General features: G+C 64.6%; 16 protein-coding genes. 8 read left to right on the top strand and 8 right to left on the bottom strand.

The annotated features are described in order from the left end of the window. Positions 1 to 12: 12 nt before the first annotated feature. Entirely contained in the window at positions 13 to 630 is a 618-nt protein-coding gene (locus AC04PH_RS16615; RefSeq protein ID WP_483066956.1) for a helix-turn-helix transcriptional regulator, read from the top strand. 3 nt (positions 631 to 633) lie between these two features. On the opposite strand, the gene AC04PH_RS16620 is transcribed toward AC04PH_RS16615, so the two are convergent. The 6 genes from AC04PH_RS16620 to AC04PH_RS16645 all read right to left on the bottom strand — a co-directional run bounded on the left by AC04PH_RS16620 (position 634) and on the right by AC04PH_RS16645 (position 8,652). Beyond that, positions 634 to 1,362, bottom strand: coding sequence for a hypothetical protein (locus AC04PH_RS16620; protein ID WP_483066957.1), 729 nt, complete (start codon positions 1,360 to 1,362; stop codon positions 634 to 636). 135 nt (positions 1,363 to 1,497) lie between these two features. After that, positions 1,498 to 2,916 carry a mannose-1-phosphate guanylyltransferase/mannose-6-phosphate isomerase gene (locus AC04PH_RS16625; RefSeq protein WP_483066958.1) on the bottom strand — a complete coding sequence of 473 codons (1,419 nt, stop codon included), beginning with the start codon at positions 2,914 to 2,916 and terminating at the stop codon, positions 1,498 to 1,500. Next, positions 2,916 to 3,800, bottom strand: a complete 885-nt coding sequence (locus AC04PH_RS16630; RefSeq protein ID WP_483066959.1) for a hypothetical protein — start codon at positions 3,798 to 3,800, stop codon at positions 2,916 to 2,918. Before AC04PH_RS16630 ends, AC04PH_RS16625 begins: the two co-directional genes overlap by 1 nt. A 24-nt stretch (positions 3,801 to 3,824) precedes the next feature. After that, a complete protein-coding gene (locus AC04PH_RS16635; RefSeq protein WP_483066960.1) occupies positions 3,825 to 4,676 on the bottom strand; it encodes a class I SAM-dependent methyltransferase in 852 nt (283 codons plus the stop codon). A gap of 62 nt (positions 4,677 to 4,738) precedes the next feature. Then, positions 4,739 to 5,539, bottom strand: a complete 801-nt coding sequence (locus tag AC04PH_RS16640; RefSeq protein ID WP_483066961.1) for a class I SAM-dependent methyltransferase — start codon at positions 5,537 to 5,539, stop codon at positions 4,739 to 4,741. A gap of 35 nt (positions 5,540 to 5,574) precedes the next feature. After that, positions 5,575 to 8,652: a hypothetical protein gene (locus AC04PH_RS16645; protein WP_483066962.1), complete on the bottom strand. Its 3,078-nt coding sequence runs from the start codon at positions 8,650 to 8,652 to the stop codon at positions 5,575 to 5,577. Between the two features lie 339 nt (positions 8,653 to 8,991). Here AC04PH_RS16645 and rfbC point away from each other — a divergent pair, with 339 nt between their 5' ends. Genes rfbC through rfbA form a run of 4 tightly spaced genes read left to right on the top strand, consistent with a single transcriptional unit; the run spans position 8,992 to position 12,360 of the window. Next, positions 8,992 to 9,555 carry a dTDP-4-dehydrorhamnose 3,5-epimerase gene (rfbC, locus tag AC04PH_RS16650; RefSeq protein WP_483066963.1) on the top strand — a complete coding sequence of 188 codons (564 nt, stop codon included), beginning with the start codon at positions 8,992 to 8,994 and terminating at the stop codon, positions 9,553 to 9,555. Continuing rightward, a complete protein-coding gene (gene rfbB / locus AC04PH_RS16655; RefSeq protein ID WP_483066964.1) occupies positions 9,552 to 10,649 on the top strand; it encodes a dTDP-glucose 4,6-dehydratase in 1,098 nt (365 codons plus the stop codon). The genes rfbC and rfbB overlap by 4 nt, the downstream gene beginning before the upstream one ends. Next, positions 10,646 to 11,497 carry a dTDP-4-dehydrorhamnose reductase gene (gene rfbD / locus AC04PH_RS16660; RefSeq protein WP_483066965.1) on the top strand — a complete coding sequence of 284 codons (852 nt, stop codon included), beginning with the start codon at positions 10,646 to 10,648 and terminating at the stop codon, positions 11,495 to 11,497. The genes rfbB and rfbD overlap by 4 nt, the downstream gene beginning before the upstream one ends. Next, positions 11,494 to 12,360, top strand: coding sequence for a glucose-1-phosphate thymidylyltransferase RfbA (gene rfbA / locus AC04PH_RS16665; RefSeq protein ID WP_483066966.1), 867 nt, complete (start codon positions 11,494 to 11,496; stop codon positions 12,358 to 12,360). Before rfbD ends, rfbA begins: the two co-directional genes overlap by 4 nt. Here rfbA and AC04PH_RS16670 read toward each other — a convergent pair. Then, positions 12,357 to 12,533, bottom strand: coding sequence for a hypothetical protein (locus AC04PH_RS16670; RefSeq protein WP_483066967.1), 177 nt, complete (start codon positions 12,531 to 12,533; stop codon positions 12,357 to 12,359). The two genes, rfbA and AC04PH_RS16670, sit on opposite strands and share 4 nt — an antisense overlap. A 32-nt stretch (positions 12,534 to 12,565) precedes the next feature. After that, positions 12,566 to 13,771, bottom strand: a complete 1,206-nt coding sequence (locus AC04PH_RS16675; protein ID WP_483066968.1) for a glycosyltransferase family 4 protein — start codon at positions 13,769 to 13,771, stop codon at positions 12,566 to 12,568. 226 nt (positions 13,772 to 13,997) lie between these two features. On the opposite strand from AC04PH_RS16675, the gene AC04PH_RS16680 reads away from it, so the two are divergent. The 3 genes from AC04PH_RS16680 to AC04PH_RS16690 all read left to right on the top strand — a co-directional run bounded on the left by AC04PH_RS16680 (position 13,998) and on the right by AC04PH_RS16690 (position 18,043). Beyond that, positions 13,998 to 15,203 carry a nucleotide sugar dehydrogenase gene (locus AC04PH_RS16680; RefSeq protein ID WP_483066969.1) on the top strand — a complete coding sequence of 402 codons (1,206 nt, stop codon included), beginning with the start codon at positions 13,998 to 14,000 and terminating at the stop codon, positions 15,201 to 15,203. A 102-nt stretch (positions 15,204 to 15,305) separates the two neighbouring features. Continuing rightward, on the top strand, positions 15,306 to 17,405 hold the full coding sequence (locus AC04PH_RS16685) for a YjbH domain-containing protein (RefSeq protein ID WP_483066970.1): 2,100 nt from the start codon (positions 15,306 to 15,308) through the stop codon (positions 17,403 to 17,405). Further along, entirely contained in the window at positions 17,402 to 18,043 is a 642-nt protein-coding gene (locus tag AC04PH_RS16690) for a YjbF family lipoprotein (protein ID WP_483066971.1), read from the top strand. Before AC04PH_RS16685 ends, AC04PH_RS16690 begins: the two co-directional genes overlap by 4 nt. Positions 18,044 to 18,086 lie beyond the last annotated feature (43 nt).

Raw genomic sequence — 18,086 nt, forward strand, 5'->3', positions numbered from 1 at the left:
CGGATGGTCCCGATGCGCGCGGCCCGGCTGCTCCAGATCCTGCTGATTTTGCAAAACCGCGGACGGCAGACCTCCGTACAGCTGGCCCGTGAGCTGGAGGTCACGCCGCGCACCATCCTGCGCGACATCGACGCCATGACCGAGGCCGGGCTGCCGATCATCGCGTATCAGGGTAATCAGGGCGGGATCGAGCTGGGCTTCGACTACCGCACCCGCCTGACCGGGCTGGCCGAGGACGAGGCCCGCGCCCTGGGGCTGATCCTGGCGGCCGAGAACCCGATGCTGGCGGCGGTCGGCCTGGACGGGGCGGCCCGGCAGGCCCGCGCCAAACTGGTCGAAAGCCTGCCCGACAGGACCCGCGCCCATGTCACCGCCATGATAGCGGCGTTCACCCTGACCCCCGCCGCCCCGGCGGAGGATCCGCGCATCCGCGCGCTGGCACAGGCGGTGCAGTTGCGCCGGATCGTCAGGCTGCGTTTCGCCACGGCGACGCAACAGGCGATCCACCCGGATACCCTGAACCTGACAGATGCTGTATGGCAGGTACACGACGCCCGCACGGGGCTGTGGATTCCCGATCGTGACTGGGGCCGGGTGAATGTCTCGGGCCGGTCGTTTCCGGCGGGCTGACCCCTACCGCTGCGCGATAAAGCCGCCGTCGAAATCCTGGCTGGCGCCGTTCACCGTGACGGCACCCAGGGCCTCTCCGCCCACACCGTCGGGCACGGTGCCCAGGAAATCGCCCTCCAGCCGCACGCCCAGTGCCAGGTCGCGGCCCGCGCCGTCGGTCAGGGTGCCGGTCACGCTGGCGGTCAGGGTGGCGTCGTTGTTGGGGTTGCTGCGCCGATTCAGCGCGCCGTTCGACAGGGTCAGCGTGCCCGCGACGGCGCTGTCGTCGGCCGCGGCGAAATCGCTGATCGTACCGGTGATCCCGACGGAACTCGCGTTGAAGCCCACCCGCATCCGCATCCGCCCGATCAGGCTGTCGGTCACTGCATCGCCGGTATCGGCCAGCGTGCCGTAGAAATACCCGTTGTAGACGGCACTGCCCGTCGTCGGCACCGCCGAGAGCGCGGTATAGACCGGCTGACCGCCGGGCGCGAACCGCCCGACGAGTGCCGTCGCCGAGGCGCGCTGTTCCGCCGCCGTCTGCGGCCCGGTGACCACCGGGACCGGATCACCCGGATCGGCCGGCGCGGCAGGCGTGTCGCCGCCGCCCGCTGGCGTGGGGATCACCGGCTCTTCCGGCGTCATGTCGGCGGAGGACGTGGCCCCGCCGCCCCCGCCACAGGCCCCGAGGGCGGCAAGGCAAAGGGCTGCCAGCGGCAGGCGAAGGGCGGTGGGGAACGGCATCTGTGTCATGGGTCATCCTTTCCCCGGGCAGCCGTCCTTTTTTAAGGAAACATCCGGGCAATTTCACGAAGCCCGCGCATTGCGGCACAGGCCCGTTGTCCGGTCTGCCATGCAAGGGGTGAAATCAGGGTTAAGACGTCCGCGTCAGTCGCGGGCATAGACGTCCTCGAAACGGATGATGTCGTCCTCGCCCAGATAGCCGCCGGTCTGCACCTCGATCAGCACGATGGGCAGCTTTCCGGGGTTTTCCAGCCGGTGCTGCGTGCCCAGCGGGATATAGACCGACTGGTTTTCAGACACTAATTCAGTGTTTTCACCGATGGTGACCCGTGCCGTGCCCGCCACCACGACCCAGTGTTCGGACCGGTGATGATGGCTTTGCAGGCTCAGCGCGGCACCAGGGTTGACCACGATCCGCTTGACCTGGAACCGGTCACCGACAGCCAGGCTTTCGAACCAGCCCCAGGGGCGATGATCCTTGGGGAAACAGTCGGCCTGCGCGGCACCCTTGTCCTTCAGCGCGGCCACCGCCTGCTTGACGTCCTGCGCGCGGTCCTTGTGGGCCACCAGTACCGCGTCGGGCATCGCCACAGCCACGATGTCACGCAGCCCGATGCCGACGATGGCCTGGCCTTCCACCTCCGACCGCAACAGGGTCGCGTCGCAATCCAGCGCCGTCGCAGGCCCCGACAGCGCCATGCCGCCCTCCTGCGTCTCGCGCCAGACGGCGGCCCAGTCGCCCAGATCGGACCAGCGCCCGGTGTAGGGCACGACACTCAGGTTCTCCGCCTTTTCCATCACCGCGTAGTCGAGCGAGATCGCGGGCGCATCCGCCCAGGCCGCGGGATCGAGCCGGGTGAACCCCAGATCGCAGTGTGCCTGCGCCACGGCCTGTTCAACGGCGGCAACCATGTCAGGCGCATGGGCGCGGAAGGCCTCCAGTATGGTGCGCACCGAAAACAGGAAGATGCCCGCGTTCCACAGATAGCCGCCTGCCGCCAGCATCTCGGCGGCGCGCTTTTCACAGGGTTTCTCGACGAAGGCCTTGAGCGGAATGACCCCCGTATCCCCTGCATCGGTGTCGCATTCCAGATAGCCGTAGCCGGTCTCGGGTCGGTCGGGGGTGATCCCGAATGTCACCATCTGCCCCGCTTTTGCCGCCGGCACCGCCTGCGCCACGCAATCCGCAAAACCCGCATCGTCGGGGATCACATGATCGGACGGGGCCACCAGCATCAGCGCGTCCGGGTCATCCGCCAGATGCAGCGCGGCGGCCAGCACGGCGGGGGCGGTGTCGCGCCCCTCCGGTTCGATCAGCACGGCGGCAGGCGCGATCCGTGCGCCCGCAAGCTGTTCGGTCACGATGAAGCGGAAATCATTGGCCGTGACGACCACAGGCGGGCCATAGCCCGGCCCGCTCAGCCGCCGGGCAGAGGCCTGAAACAGGCTTTCGTCACCCAGAAGCCGCGAGAACTGCTTGGGATAGCTCTTGCGCGACAGGGGCCAGAGCCGCGTGCCCGACCCGCCGCAAAGCAGAACGGGTATAATACCAGTATCAGACACTAGATCACACCGACGAACCGTTCCGGCAGCAGCCGGAAATCGCCGTCCACGAACCAGTCGGTCTTGTACATATTGTTGGCGTTGCCCACGAAACTGCCCTTCACCCGGTCCCGGTGGCGGGTAAAGTCGAAGCCTTTGTCGTGCTTGTCGAAGCCATGACGCAGGAAACTGTTGGTCACCAGTTGATAGGTCATCTCCGACCAGCCCCAGCTGCCCGCGCCGATCACCACCTCGTCGCCATCGTCATCCTTGAACCGCAGTTTCAGCCGGTCCTTGTGGCGCTGGATATGGAACTGGTCGTCGAACCACTTGAGGTGAAAGAGATAGAGATTGTCGTCGAGATAGAGACTGTCGTGCGAACAGCCGTGCCCGTCCGGCCCCCAGACGATCGGCGTATTGGTGATGCAGGGCTTGGTGTACCAGCCGTTCATGCGGATGTACTTGCGCTGCGTGAACATCGCGCGGCTGTAGTCGTAGTCGTTTTCCAGAAACTTGCGGTGCACCACCTCCAGCCCCAGCGGCGTGATCACCTGGATGGCCGGGTCGACCCCTTCGATATAGTCGACCAGCCCGCCGCCATGGGCCGGGTCCAGCACCACGATCTCGTCGACATCGTTGTAGATCACCCGGTCGTGGGTCTTGGTCAGCTCCGAACAATAGTCGTTGATGAAGGCGAACCGGTCCTGATCCAGCCGCGGGTTCTGCGGATCGCGCGGGGCCTCCAGCAGCACACAGCCCGCGCCCATCTCGTGGGCATAGTCCTGCCCCGGGCCGTGGGTGATGATATGCAGGTTGGCCCGGTCGGTGTGCTTGGAATAGTAGCGCACCCAGATATCCAGAAAGACCGGATCGTTATAGACCATGGTGACGAAGATGGTGGACATGCGTCTGATCCCCTTGAACAGAGCCTATTTAGGCAGGAAGATCATGCTGTTCTGCCCGGCGCGCACGTCCTCGTAGTCGTAAGGCTCCAGGAAGCTGCGCACCTCGTCGATGTCGCGCGCGGTCAGGTCCATGGTCAGTACGGGGCGGTCCTTTTTCAGGATCCCCGCGGCCCCGCGCAGCGCGTTGATCTTGGCGTTGTTGAAATCGAGGTTGATCATGCCGACGGATTTGAACTTGTAGCTGTCGAGCGATTTCGCGTGCAAAGGCCCCTCGGCCCGGCGCAGATAAGTCGCCTCCGACAGACGATCCGGACGGTAGGCGCTCATGATGATCTCCTGCCCGTCCTCGTCGATGATGTCGGTGTGCAGGGTCACGTCCTTGCCTGCGTCGTTGACACGAATCGTCGTCTCCAGCGCGTCTTTCATAGTCTTTTGCGGTTCGAACAGATGCGTCTCTTTCGGCGCCATGATCGCGCGCAACATCATCGCGTGGCTGCCGGTAAAGCTGCCCACGTCCAGCAGCGCGCGACCCTTCAGGCTGGGGATCAGGTCGATCAACTGGCGCAGGAACACGTCGTCCTTGGGCGCGCGACGCGCCAGCAGGAACATCTGGTACTGTTCGAAATCGGCCCATGGCAGGGCGATATGCTGCACCACGTCCTGATAGAAGATCGGACAGGTGCCGTCGGCGCGAATCGCCGAATTGAACCGGGTCGCCACCTGCATCTGGCTCAGCATGCGGCTGGCCTCGACCATCAGCTTTTCGGCACGCGCCAGCATGCTCTCCTCGGCCGTCTCCGGCACGACGGCCATCTGCGGCGCGGGTTTGGCCGGTGTTGCTGCGGTATCTGCCTTCTTGGCTTTTTTGACGGCCATTGCGCGTGTTCCTCGTGATGCGGTGACAGGGGTGCTGTCGGATGTGGGTGCCTGTGGCGGGATCAGCCGTTGCCGGTTTCCGCGGCCTCTGCCGCGGCGGCCTCGGCTGCGGCTTTCTTGCGGGCCTGGAACATGGCGTGTTTCTCGGCCATTTCCGTCATGATCTTGTCCAGCTCTGACAGGTCGCGGTTTTGCGCCAGCACCACCTTGTTGCCCGCAATCACGTGGTTGCAGCCGGTTTCTTCGATGTATTCGTGCATCGCACGCTTGGCGCCATCCCACTGGTAATCGTCGCAGATGAAAAACCCGTCGTGGTTCAGCACAGGGGTAAAGTTTTTCAGATCATCGCGGCAGCCTTCATAGGTGTGATCGCCATCGACATAGATCATGTCCGCCTTGATCCGCTTGCCCACGCAGATCTGCGCGGCCGCTGCCGTTTGCTGCACCAGTGGCGTGATCATGTCGGCATGGCCCGCCTCGTGGACGTTTTTCATGAACGTCCAGTACAGCCGCGGGATGCCGCCCTTGATCTTGAATTCCTTGTGCGCCTGTTCGGGCCGCAGGTAGTAGCTGGGAAAGCCGATAAAGTTGTCCACGCACAGGATTTGCGCGGCAATCCCCTCTTCCTTGAACAGGCCTGCCATATGGATGGCCGATGCGCCCTTCCATGTGCCAAGTTCGATCACGGTGGTGGGTTTGTAGTGCTTGATCGCCTGTTTGAAGATGCCGTGGTTTGACCCCCAGCCCTGCACATCGGTGTCCAGCCCCTCGCCGTCGATGCCATCCAGCTCGATACTGTCAAAGGGGTTGTCCACGAACAGCATCTCTTTGAAGTCGTAAGGTGATTTCAGGGTCTCGGTCATCGGTCAAATATCTTTCTGTCTGAAATAGGGTCGGTTCAGCCGTTGCGCTGTTGTTGCTGGCGGCGGGCCTGGTTTTCCAGCTGGCGCTGCTTTTCCAGACGCTTGCGTTCGACATAGCGGCGCGCGCGCTCGTCCTCTGCGTCTTTCAGGCGGGCGTTGCGGGCATGCAATTCGTCCAACCGGCGCTTTTCCTGCGCGTCATAGCCCTGCAGCATCCACACCAGCTTGTCGCGGTACGCCTGATCGCCCATCGGGCCGCAGTCGATCCCGCCGTCCGTCATCCGGCACGAGGCCTGCATCCAGTAGCCCGCGCGCATGTCCTCCATCCAGGTGGGATGATCGCCGTCGTGGAAGAACTGCGCGGATTGTTCCGGCGTGCGCAGCTTGTGGTCATGGCAGATCCACTCGATGCCCAGCCCGGTGCGCTCGCACATCTCGAAGAGGGCCAGGCTCTCGTTCCACATGTAATCGGCATAGTTGATCAGCTCGTCGAAGTAGATCACCAGCCCCGCGCGCATCCGGTCGTGCTTTTCCAGTGCGGTGAAGATATCGACGGTCGAGGAATAGATATCGCAATCCACGTTCACGAAAGCGACCTCGCCGGGGGTTTCCGCCAAAAACGGATCGAGCGTGTCCGAGAAATAGCCCTTCACCAGTGTCACATTCGGCCCGGTGTCGGGCATCTCGATCACCTTGAACGGCTTTTGCCAGTCGATGCGGCCATCGTCGGGGAAGCCTTCGAAACTGTCGAAGCCATACCAGTGCTGGCCCGGGAAGCGTGTCGAGCAGCGCTTGATCGAATTGCCGCGCCAGACGCCGAATTCCAGCCGCAGGCCCGGGGTTTCCCCCACCACGCCGACGGTGTGATCCAGCACGTTCGTCTGGCTCAGCGGCGGCTGCGCGGGATCATGCAATGGCGTTTTCGCCATCCTGTCCCACTCCTGCACCAGGAACCCCATGTAGCGTTCCATCTTGGAGGGGTTGTCCAGCGTGCCGATCTCGGAGGGCACGAAATCGGGCACCTCCTGCCGGCGCGCGGCATGGGGCGGGTGGCGCACCTCGTCTGGCACCACGACGGCACTGTCGTCCCAGCCACTCATGTCGACCTGCGGTGCGGGGGCCTCTGCCGGGGCGGCAGGGGCCGGTGTCGCCTGCGTTTCTGCGGCGGGTGTCTTTTCATCGGTGGTCATATCTGTGGTCCTGTCCGTGGCCCCCTCGGGGCTGTCTGCTCTGTCCGCCTTGTCGCGGCGGACCGTCTTGGCGACATAGCGCGCCGGGGCGGCTGCCGCGGGTGGTGCGGGGGCGGCACTGGCCGCCGGTGTCTGAGGCTGTGTCCGTGTCTCTATCCGGGCCGGTGCCGCTGCGGCCTCCACCGCCGGCATCACCCCCTCGGCACGGGCAGCGGCGATGGCGGCGGTCTGTTTGTTCACGAAATCGGCGATCTTGAAGTAACCGGTGCGGGTATAGTGATCGCTGTCGGCGAATTCCTCCGGCTCCAGCAGCGCATCGACATCGACGAAGATCGTGTTCGGCGTCGCGGCACAGAACCCCCGGCACATGGCGTTGAAGGCCTGCCGCACCTCCTGCGTGCGTTCGGCCTGCTGCCCGTGTTCCGTCGCGGCCCCGAGGATGAACAGCGGGGTGGCCGGATCGCGGTGGGCGGCGGCATGGGCGAAGGACTGGCGCGTCATCTCCAGCCGCGCGTCCAGCGGCAGGCGGCGGTGGTGCATCTCCTTGGCGAAACGCGCCGCGGCGTCGGGGTCCTTCATCAGCTTCTTGAACCGGCGCGGCGGCACCGTGCCCCAGTATTTACCGCCGAAGTCCTCGCCGCCGTAGGTGAAAAGGTTGTCCGAGGGCACCGAGAAATACATCGACAGCAGGATCAGGTCGGCCTTGCCAAGGCTGCTGTCCAGTTCCAGCATGTCATCCAGCGTGTAGCCCAGAAACCGCTTGAGCGACCGGTTGTGTTTCAGCGCCATGTCGCGCGGGTTGATGAAGAACCCCACGTCGTCATAGCGCACCAGCATCCCCTGGTCGTCCTGCTTGTTGACGAATTCGTCGCGGTTGGTGCCGCAGTAGAACGACACCTGCAGCAGGTCGCAGCCGCCGACCATGCACAACCGGCGCTCCTCCATCTGGTTGGCGCCGGTATCGAAATCGGTGACTTCGGTGATCCAGTCGACGACCTCGGGGTCTTCCAGCGACCCGGCCACAGGCCCCACGACCTTGAATTCCGGGCGGCCCAGATAATTCCAGACCCATTGTTCGACGCCCATGTTCAGCGTGCGGCAGGAAAACGCGAGGTGATGCACCGTGGTGCCGGAAAACTTCGTGCGCACCAGAAAAAAGCCCACGATGCCGTAATCGCCATAGCGGTCCTGCACCTCGATCAGCCCGGCGTGCATCCCCGATACCGCCAGCAATTCATCGAGGTCCTTGCGCTCGGCGGGCGTGTTGGCGCGCACCTTGGTGAAATTCAGCTGGTTGGTGCGGTTCAAAATCTCCAGCACCCGGTCCATGTGGTTTTCCACATCCGTCACGATGCGGATCTTGATCTCGGACTGGCGCAGGAATTCGGTGTTCGACAGGCCCGCCTCGGACTGTTCGGACTGTTTCTGCTCCATCACCTTGTATTGCTTGAGGCGGCTGTGGCCCGCATCGTCCTTGCCCTGCAACTGCGGCAGGTCGAGCAACCCGTCCAGCGGCTTGGACGCATCCACCACCATCAGGTTCGGGTTGAAGAACTGCGCCTCTTCCAGGTTCAGATGGTTGTCGTCCAGAAACAGCACGTTCTCGTCGCGCAGCCCCATGTCGGCGATCATCTTCTGGATCGCCTGCCCCTTGGGCGACCAGGCGATATGGGGAAAGACGAAGAGATCCCAGATGCCCAGCTCCTCTACCGCCTTCTTTGCGGTCTCGAAATCGTTTTTCGAACAGATCGCGCACATGATCCCGCGATCGACCAGCCTGCGCACCATGTCGATATGGGCGGGCACCGGTTTGATACCCTCCTCGGACAGGGTGCCGTCCCAGAGCGTCTCGTCCAGATCCCAGATGACCAGTTTCACCCCTGCGGTGACCGTCTCGAAGGTCTGCGCGTTCATCATGTTCATCGTGTCCCGACCCGGTTCATTGTGCTGCACATCTGTCGTCTTGCGTTCAGGGGCTTGCGTTTTGCGTGGCACGCAGGCCACAGCCCCCGACCCCCTTGCAGGGTATCTTTACGGATTTACGCAGGGATTAAGGCCAAACTTTGGCCCAATCACGCAAAATCCTTATCATTGTCGCCATCTCATAACCAATCGCGGGCAGCCTGCAAACTTGAAGCGCGCGGCCCCATTGGATAGCGTGACGCCAAACAAGGGCCGATCAGCGGCCCCGATCAGGCCAGAGCAGAAAAGGCCCCGCATGTATGGCAGCTTTGCCTGTCCATGTGCAGGGGGAGAGAACCGATGCAAGTCACCCCCACGGCCCTGCCCGAGGTGCTGGAGATCACGCCGCCCCGTTTCGGCGATGCGCGCGGGTTCTTTTCAGAGACATACAATCGCACCACATGGGCGCGCCACGGCATCGCGCTGGATTTCGTGCAGGACAACCACTCGCTCTCCGCCCCCGCGGGTACCTTGCGCGGGCTGCATTTCCAGGCCCCGCCCCGCGCGCAGGACAAACTGGTGCGCGTGGTGACCGGCGCCGTGCTGGACGTGGCCGTGGACATCCGGCGCGGCTCGCCCCGTTACGGGCAATGGGTCGCGGTGGAACTCTCGGCGGAAAACGGCAGGCAGCTGCTGGTGCCCAAGGGCTTCGCCCACGGGTTCCTGACGCTGCTGCCCGACACGCAGTTCCTCTACAAATGCACCGATACCTATGCGCCGGAAACCGAAGGGGCGATCCGCTGGAACGACCCCGATCTGGGCATCGACTGGGGCCGTGACGACGTGACCCTGTCGGACAAGGATGCGCACGCCCCCGCCTTCGCGGATTTCGACAGCCCGTTCATCTACGAGGGCGCGCCATGAAGCTGCTGGTCACAGGCGGTGCGGGGTTCATCGGCTCGGCGGTGGTGCGGCAGGCGATCGCGGCGGGGCACAGCGTCGTCAACCTCGATGCGCTCACCTATGCCGCCTGTCTGGATAATCTGGCATCGGTCTCCGACCATCCAAATTATACGTTCGTGCAGGCCGACATCCGTGATCGCGCCATGTTAGACACTGTATTCGCCGACCATACCCCCGACGCCGTGATGCATCTGGCCGCGGAATCCCACGTCGACCGCTCCATCGACGGGCCGGGCGATTTCATCGCCACCAACATCACCGGCACCTATACCCTGCTGGAGGCCGCGCGGGGGTATTGGGAGGCACAGGGCAAACCCGACGCTTTCCGCTTCCACCACATCTCCACCGACGAGGTCTTCGGCTCGCTGGGCGCAACGGGCCTCTTCACCGAAGATACCCCCTACGATCCGCGCAGCCCCTACTCCGCCTCCAAGGCATCGTCGGACCATCTGGTCCGGGCCTGGGCGCATACCTACGGGCTGCCCGTAGTGCTGTCGAACTGCTCCAACAACTACGGCCCCTACCATTTCCCCGAAAAGCTGATCCCGGTGGTGATCCTGAACGCGCTGGCGGGCCAACCGATCCCGATCTACGGGGCAGGCACCAACATCCGCGACTGGCTTTATGTCGAAGACCACGCCGACGCGCTGCTGTGCGTGGTGCAAAAGGGCGAAGTCGGCCGCAGCTACAATATCGGCGGCGAAAACGAGGCGACGAACCGCGATCTGGTCCACATGATCTGCGCGATCCTCGATGAAAAGCGCCCCGGCCCCGCGCCCTACGCCGATCTCATCACATACGTCGCCGACCGCCCCGGCCACGACGCCCGCTACGCCATCGACCCTACCCGCATCCGTGACGAGCTGGGCTGGCGGCCCTCGGTCACGCTGGAACAGGGTCTGAATTTGACCGTGGACTGGTATCTGAACAACGAAGACTGGTGGAAACCGCTACAGGCACGCGACGGTGTGGGCACACGGTTGGGGTTGGCGCCGGTCTCGGAAACCGTCCGGGGGACGGTTTCAGGCGACAACGGGCGGAGCCCCGGGTCATGAAAGTCCTCGTCTTCGGCGAAAGCGGTCAGGTCGCCACCGCCCTGCGCAAACAGGCCGGGGACGCGGAGGTGATCTGTCTGGGCCGCGATCAGGCCGATCTCGGCGCGCCCGACATGATCCGCGCCGCGGTGGAGGCGACCGACGCCGACGTCATCATCAACGCCGCCGCCTATACCGGCGTCGACCGGGCGGAAGAGGACCGCGACGCCGCCGAACAGATCAACCATTTCGCGGTCGGCACGCTTGCAAGGGCCGCCGCCAGACGCGGATTGCCCCTCATCCACATCTCCACCGATTATGTCTTCGACGGCAGTGGCGACGCGCCCTGGCTCCCCGATGACACCACCGGTGCGATCAACCACTACGGCGCCACCAAGCGGCGCGGCGAGGAGGCGGTGCAGATGGCGGGCGGCACCCATGCGATCCTGCGCACCTCCTGGGTGTTCTCGGCGACGGGCGGCAATTTCGTGAAGACCATGCTGCGGCTGGGAGCCACGCGCGATGCGCTCACCATCGTGGGTGACCAGCACGGCGGGCCAACGGCGGCAGACGACATCGCCGATGCGCTGCTGACGATGGCGCGCGCCTTTGCCGACGGGCGCACCACATCCGGCATCTACCACTTCGCGGGCACCCCCGACACCACATGGGCGGGTTTCGCGCAGGAGATTTTCCGGCAGGCCGGCATCACCTGCGCGGTCACGCCGATCCCCACCGCCGACTACCCCACACCGGCCATCCGCCCGCTGAACTCCCGCCTCGATTGCACAACGTTAGAGACTGATTACGGCATCACCCGCCCCGACTGGCGCGCCTCTCTGGCCACCGTCTTGAAGGACCTCACATGACACGCAAAGGCATCATCCTCGCCGGCGGCTCGGGCACCCGGCTCTATCCGATCACCATGGCCGTCTCCAAGCAACTGCTGCCCGTCTACGACAAGCCGATGATCTACTACCCGATCACCACGCTGATGCTGGCGGGTATCCGCGAGATCGCGATCATCACCACCCGCCAAGACCAGCACCAGTTCCAGCGCACGCTGGGGGATGGCAGCCAATGGGGCCTCACCTTCAGCTATATCACGCAGGACAGCCCCGATGGCCTCGCGCAGGCCTATCTGCTGGCCCGCGATTTCCTCGCCGGTGCGCCAAGCGCCATGGTGCTGGGCGACAACCTCTTCTTCGGCCACGGGCTGACGGAACTGTTGCAAAAGGCCGCGCGCAGTGACGCCAACGCCGTCTTCGGCTACCGCGTGCGCGATCCCGAACGCTACGGCGTGCTGGGCTTCGCCCCCGACGGCACCGTCACCAGCATCACCGAAAAGCCGCAAACCCCCGCTTCCGACTATGCCGTCACGGGCCTCTACTTTCTCGACGGCAGTGCCCCCGAAAAGGCCGCGACCCTTACCCCCTCCGCCCGCGGCGAGATCGAGATCACGTCGCTGCTGGAGATGTATCTGGCCGCAGGCACCCTGCAGGTCCATAAAATGGGCCGCGGCTATGCCTGGCTCGACACCGGCACCCACGCCTCGATGCTCGACGCTTCCAACATGGCGCGCACGCTGGAGAACCGGCAGGGGCTGCAGGTCGGCTGCCCCGAGGAAATCGCCTATGACGCGGGCTGGATCAGTGCCGCCGATCTGCGCGCCCGCGCCGCGATGTTCGCCAAGAACGACTATGGCGACTACCTGCTGCGGCTGCTGGACTAGCTTTTGTCCCGCGCCGCCTTTTCCTCGCGGGTCAGCTTGTTGTTCCACTGGTTGTTGCTCAGGCCCAGTTCCGCCTTGGCAGGCTTGGTCTTGCCCTTGCTGACTTTGCCGCCCCTGTTCAGGAATTCCTGAATCAGCGCGTCGTCGGTGGTCTCTTTGGGCACATGCTTCATGATGCCACCCTAGACCGGCCTGCCGCGCGGTGTCACCCGCGTTTCGCGAAGATCCGGTCGTAGGCCGCCAGCAGCACCGGGGCGGAATGGCCCCATGACAGCGCGTCGAGCACCCGCGCGCGGCCCTCCTGCCCCATGCGCGCGCGGGCGTCGGGGTCGTCGATCAATTCCGCGATCTTTTCCGCGAAATCCACCGGATCGTTGGCGGCCGCATAAAGCGACGCGCCCTGCGCCGACACCCGCCCCTCGGTCAGGTCGAACTGCACCGACGGCTTTTCCAGCGTCATGTATTCCATCACCTTGTTCATGGTGGAGATGTCGTTCATCGGGTTCTTCGGATCAGGCGACACGCCGATATCCACCGCGTTCAGCACGGCGAGCATATCGGCCCCGTAAAGCGCGCCGGTAAAGGTGAAATAAGACTCTAATCCATGCGATTTCACGTCGTCCTGCACGATTTCCAGGTGCGGGCCGAAGCCCACGATCACGAAATGCACGTCACGCTTGCCCAGCCGGTTCACCAGATGATCCGCGGCTTCGACCAGCAGGTCCATGCCTTCCTGCTGGCCGATCACACCGACGTAGCCCATGACGGTGCCGGCCCCCTTGCGATACGACCGATCGCCTTCACCCGGCACGAAATTGTCGATCTTGGGCGCGGAGCGGACGACGAACACGTCCTCTGGTTTCATCTTGCCGCGCCGCACGGCGATGCGTTTGAAACTTGCGTTGGTGGCAATCGACACGGAAGCGGTGGCGAAGGTGATCCGCTCCCACAGCAGCATCACGCGGTAGAGCAGCCCGCGCTTGCCGAACTTCGCTTCGAAGAGTTCCGGGCAGACATCGTGATGGTCGAACAGGTAGGTCACCCCCCACAAACGATACCACCACGCCAGCACGAAGATCAGATCGGGCGGGTTGCAGCCCTGGATCACGTCGAACCCGCGTTCGCGCCAGACCACGCGCGCCAGCCGGAACCAGGCCCGCATCGCGTGCCAGTATTCGCGCGCATAGGCCACGGCACCGGAATGCGCCTCGGGCGGTTCGGGGTGGCGGTAGATATGCACGCCCTCGATCACCTCGCGGGGCTTGTCCCAGCCGCGCCCCATCGGGCAGATGACGCTGACCTCGTAACCCGCAGCCACCAGCGTCGTAGCCTCCAGCCAGACCCGCCGGTCCAGCGGCACGGGCAGGTTTTCCACGACGATCAGAATGCGCCGGGGCGATGGGAATGTCATTGGCGGTGTCCTGCTCTTGTCGGGCTCTTTTCCCTGCAACCTATGCCAGTGCACGACAGGGGAACATGGGGTTTTTATCACAAAGCCGATCTGTTGTTCCAAAGACCCGCGCGGCCGCCTTTTGCCGCCCCGCAATCGCCGCTAGCCTGACCGGAGCGACCCGGACAGGGCAATCCCGGACAAGGGCCATGCCGGACAAGGCCATGTCCCCAACAAGAGCAGACCCATGAACACCCCTCCTATCCTCCCCCATATCGCCGTGGCCGGTATCGGCTATGTCGGCCTGTCCAATGCCGTCATCCTGGCCCAGCACAACCGCGTGACGGCGGTGGACATCGACGCAGGCAGGGTGGCCCAGGTCAACGCCCGCAAATGCCCCATCATAGACCCTGAAATGGCCGGCTACCTGCTGCAGAAAAAGCTGGGCCTGACCGCCACCACCCAGGGGCAGGCGGCCTTTGCCGATGCCGATCTGGTGATCGTGGCGACGCCCACGAACTACGACCCGGACACGAATTTCTTCGATACTTCCTCGGTCGAGGGCGTGGTGGCACAGGTCATGGACAGCAACGCCGCCGCGACCATCGTGATCAAATCCACCGTGCCGGTGGGCTTTACCGCGGATCTGGCCGCGCGATACGACACCGACCGGATCATCTTCGCGCCCGAATTCCTGCGCGAGGGCCATGCGCTGCACGACAACCTGCACCCGTCCCGCATCGTGGTGGGCCATACCGGGCCGGACGGCACCGGGGCCGCGCGGGCGGCGGGTTTCGCGCAGCTGATGCAGCAGGGCGCCGCGGCGCGCAACATCCCCACCATGTTCACCGGCCCCTCCGAGGCCGAGGCGATCAAGCTCTTCGCCAATACCTATCTCGCGATGCGCGTGGCGTTTTTCAACGAACTCGACAGCTATGCCATGGCGCACGGGATGGACAGCCGCGACATCATCACCGGTGTGGGTCTGGACCCGCGGATCGGGTCACATTACAACAACCCGTCCTTCGGCTACGGCGGCTATTGCCTGCCGAAAGACACCAAGCAGCTGCTGGCCAATTACGCGAGCGTGCCGCAGAACATGATGCAGGCCGTGGTCGACGCCAACCGCACCCGCAAGGATTTCATCGCCGACCACATCATCGCGAAGAACCCCGCCACGGTGGGCATCTACCGGCTGGTGATGAAATCCGGGTCCGACAATTTCCGGCAGTCCTCGATCCAGGGGATCATGAAGCGGCTCAAGGCCAAGGGCATTCCGGTCATCGTCTATGAACCCGAAATGCCGCAGGCCGATTTCTTCGGCTCCGCCGTCACCCATGATCTTGCGGATTTCAAGGCGCGCTGCGACGTGATCATCGCCAACCGCGCGCATGACGATCTGGCGGATGTCGCGGACAAGGTGTTTTCGCGCGACCTGTTCGGGTCGGATTAGACACAAGTTTCGGCGAACCTGCGCGCGGGGTCTGTTTTGCGGCTTTTCGTGCCGCACCGGGCAGGGTAAGCCTGAGACCATCTTTCAGACGGAGCGGTTTGCATGTCTTCCAGGACAAGGTTTTTCCACAGCGCGGCGGTGACGGCCCTGCTACTGGGCGGTGCCGCGCAGGCACAGGACGTCAGCTACACGCTCTACGGCACCCCCGGCCTGATCGAGATGCCCACCGCCCGCTCCGAGTTCGACGGCGGCATCGCCGCCTCGCTCACCGGTTTCGGCTTTCAGCAGCGCGCCAACTTCACCTTCCAGATCACCCCGCGTCTGTCGGGCACCTTCCGCTATGCCGGCATCCAGGACCGGAACGGGCCGGGCACCATCGACACCTTCGACCGCAGTTTCGATCTGCGCTACCGGTTCCTGGACGAAGGCGAATGGGTGCCCGCCATGGCCGTGGGCTTTCAGGATTTCCTGGGCACCGGCCTCTTGTCGTCGGAATATATCGTGGCCTCCAAGGGCTTCGGCAACGTCGACGTGACCGCCGGCATCGGCTGGGGGCGCTTTGGGTCGCGGAACGGCTTCACCAACCCGCTGGGGGTGATCGACCCCAGCTTCGAGACCCGCCCCGCCATCGATTTCGGCGTCGGCGGCGAGGTCGAGACCCGGCAGTTCTTCCGCGGCGACGCGGCGTTTTTCGGCGGCATCGAATATGTCTATTCCGACGCCCTGCGCTTCAAGGCGGAATATTCCGCCGACGGCTATACCCGCGAGACCGACAACGGCGTGCTCGACAACCGCTCGCCCATCAATGTCGGCGTCTCCTACCGCTACCGCCCCGATCTGGAACTGTCGTTGGCCTATCTGCATGGCTCGGAAATCGCCGCCGGCGTGACCCTCACGCTGAACCCGCGCGAACGGCCCTTCATCGGCGGCGTGGAAACCGCACCCACGCCGGTGCGCGTGCGCCCTGCCGATGCCCGCGCCGCCGCCACATGGGGCACCTCCGAAGAGGCGCTGACAGCCGCCCTCGCCGCCGAGGGGATCCGGCTCGACGCCTACGACGTGCGCGCCGATACCGTGGCCCGCATCCGCTATACCAACGAGACCTACCGCTCCGAGGCGCAGGCCATGGGCCGGGTCGCCCGCGTGCTGTCGGCGCAACTGCCGGCCGCCGTCGAAACCTTCGTGCTGGAACCGCAGCAGCGCGGCATCCCGCTGTCGCAGGCCACGATCTCGCGCAGCGATCTGGAGCGGCTGGAAAACAGCGCCACGGGGGCGGCCGAGATTCTGGCCCGTTCCACCATCCAGGACGCCGACGGCTCGCTGGCCGGATATACCCGGGTCGCCGACCCCTCCCCCGCCTTCCAGTGGGGGCTGGGGCCCTATGCGAAACTGATCGTATTCAACGGCAACGATCCGGTGCAGCTCGACGTCGGCGCGGAACTGGCCGCGCGCTACCGGATCTCGCCCAACGTGATCGTGCAGGGCTCGGTGCGGCAATCGTTTCTGGGCGCGCGCGAGCTGGCCGATGAATTCCAGCTTGAAAACGACTACCCCGACGTACGCACCGATGCGCGGTTCTACGGGCTCGACGGTCTGCCCACGCTGGAGACCCTGACCGTCGCCCATTACGGCCGCCCCGGCCGCGACCTCTACAGCCGGGTCAGCGTGGGCTATCTGGAACAGATGTACGGCGGTGTCTCGGCCGAGGTGCTGTGGAAACCCGTCGACAGCGATTTCGCCGTGGGCGCAGAGATCAACTACGCCCGGCAGCGCGACTATGACCAGCTGTTCGGCTTCCGTGATTTCGACACCGTCACAGGGCATCTGTCGGGCTACTACAGCTTCGACAACGGCTTTCACACGCAGGTCGACGTGGGCCGCTATCTGGCGGGCGACTGGGGCGCGACCTTCGCGCTGGATCGTGAGTTCGACAACGGCTGGAAGGTCGGCGCCTATTTCACCCTCACCGACATGCCCTTCGACCAGTTCGGCGAAGGCTCCTTCGACAAGGGCATCCGCGTCACCGTGCCCACGGATTTCTTTCTGGGCACCGCCAGCCGCGACAGTGTGACCACCAGCCTGTCGTCGCTGACCCGCGACGGCGGCGCGCGGCTGAACGTCGACGGGCGGCTTTACAACATCGTGCGCGACGGCCACACCGGCGGCTATCTGGGCGACACTTGGGGACGGTTCTGGCGATGAAATATATCTGTATTGCCGCAGGTCTGACACTGATCGCGGGCTGCGGCCCGCTTTACGAGGACCGCGAGAACCCGTTTCTGAGCGCCGCCTCCGAACTGACCGGCATCGGCGCGGAAGAGGCCGCGGCGACACCGGCCATCAGCCCCGAAATCGCCAATGCCGCCCCCGGTGACCTGCTGCTCGTCACCCTCACCGGACGCGGTGCCGTGGCCGCGCTGACCCGCGCGCAGGTCAACGGCAACACGACGACATGGATCAGCCCGGGCGAGGTCACCATGACCTTCACCGACGGCATTCTGGTCGGCACCCGTGGGTTCAACGACGACCTGATGGGCGTGGACGCACCGCAGACCCGCGCCGCCATCGCCGCAGGCGGCGGCACCGTCACCCGCGCGCATTCCTTTCTGGACAGCGAGGACCAGATCGTCACCCGTCGCCTGACCTGCACCGTGACCCGCATCGGGCCCGAGCAGATCGACACCGTCGAAGGCCCGCGCAGCGGCGTGAAATTCGAGGAATCCTGCAGCAGCCCGACCCTCGTCTTCACCAACAAATACTGGCTCGACGGCGGCCGGATCATCCGCTCCAACCAGGCGGTGTCCGCAGGCGTGGGCTTTATCCAGGTCGACCAACTCTAGGCTGCGCCCGGCCTTTCGCATTGTCTTGCCGAAAATGCTCTGG

The organism is Yoonia sp. KMU-150, from assembly GCF_056858355.1.

Coding starts and splice junctions, on each gene's coding strand:
- AC04PH_RS16680 (WP_483066969.1), top strand. CDS start 13,998: ATGAACACCCCTCCTATCCTCCCCCATATCGCCGTGGCCGGTATCGGC.
- AC04PH_RS16690 (WP_483066971.1), top strand. CDS start 17,402: ATGAAATATATCTGTATTGCCGCAGGTCTGACACTGATCGCGGGCTGC.
- AC04PH_RS16670 (WP_483066967.1), bottom strand. CDS start 12,533: ATGAAGCATGTGCCCAAAGAGACCACCGACGACGCGCTGATTCAGGAA.
- AC04PH_RS16630 (WP_483066959.1), bottom strand. CDS start 3,800: ATGTCCACCATCTTCGTCACCATGGTCTATAACGATCCGGTCTTTCTG.
- rfbA (WP_483066966.1), top strand. CDS start 11,494: ATGACACGCAAAGGCATCATCCTCGCCGGCGGCTCGGGCACCCGGCTC.
- AC04PH_RS16645 (WP_483066962.1), bottom strand. CDS start 8,652: ATGAACATGATGAACGCGCAGACCTTCGAGACGGTCACCGCAGGGGTG.
- AC04PH_RS16675 (WP_483066968.1), bottom strand. CDS start 13,771: ATGACATTCCCATCGCCCCGGCGCATTCTGATCGTCGTGGAAAACCTG.
- AC04PH_RS16635 (WP_483066960.1), bottom strand. CDS start 4,676: ATGGCCGTCAAAAAAGCCAAGAAGGCAGATACCGCAGCAACACCGGCC.
- AC04PH_RS16620 (WP_483066957.1), bottom strand. CDS start 1,362: ATGACACAGATGCCGTTCCCCACCGCCCTTCGCCTGCCGCTGGCAGCC.
- rfbD (WP_483066965.1), top strand. CDS start 10,646: ATGAAAGTCCTCGTCTTCGGCGAAAGCGGTCAGGTCGCCACCGCCCTG.
- rfbC (WP_483066963.1), top strand. CDS start 8,992: ATGCAAGTCACCCCCACGGCCCTGCCCGAGGTGCTGGAGATCACGCCG.
- AC04PH_RS16640 (WP_483066961.1), bottom strand. CDS start 5,539: ATGACCGAGACCCTGAAATCACCTTACGACTTCAAAGAGATGCTGTTC.
- rfbB (WP_483066964.1), top strand. CDS start 9,552: ATGAAGCTGCTGGTCACAGGCGGTGCGGGGTTCATCGGCTCGGCGGTG.
- AC04PH_RS16685 (WP_483066970.1), top strand. CDS start 15,306: ATGTCTTCCAGGACAAGGTTTTTCCACAGCGCGGCGGTGACGGCCCTG.
- AC04PH_RS16615 (WP_483066956.1), top strand. CDS start 13: ATGCGCGCGGCCCGGCTGCTCCAGATCCTGCTGATTTTGCAAAACCGC.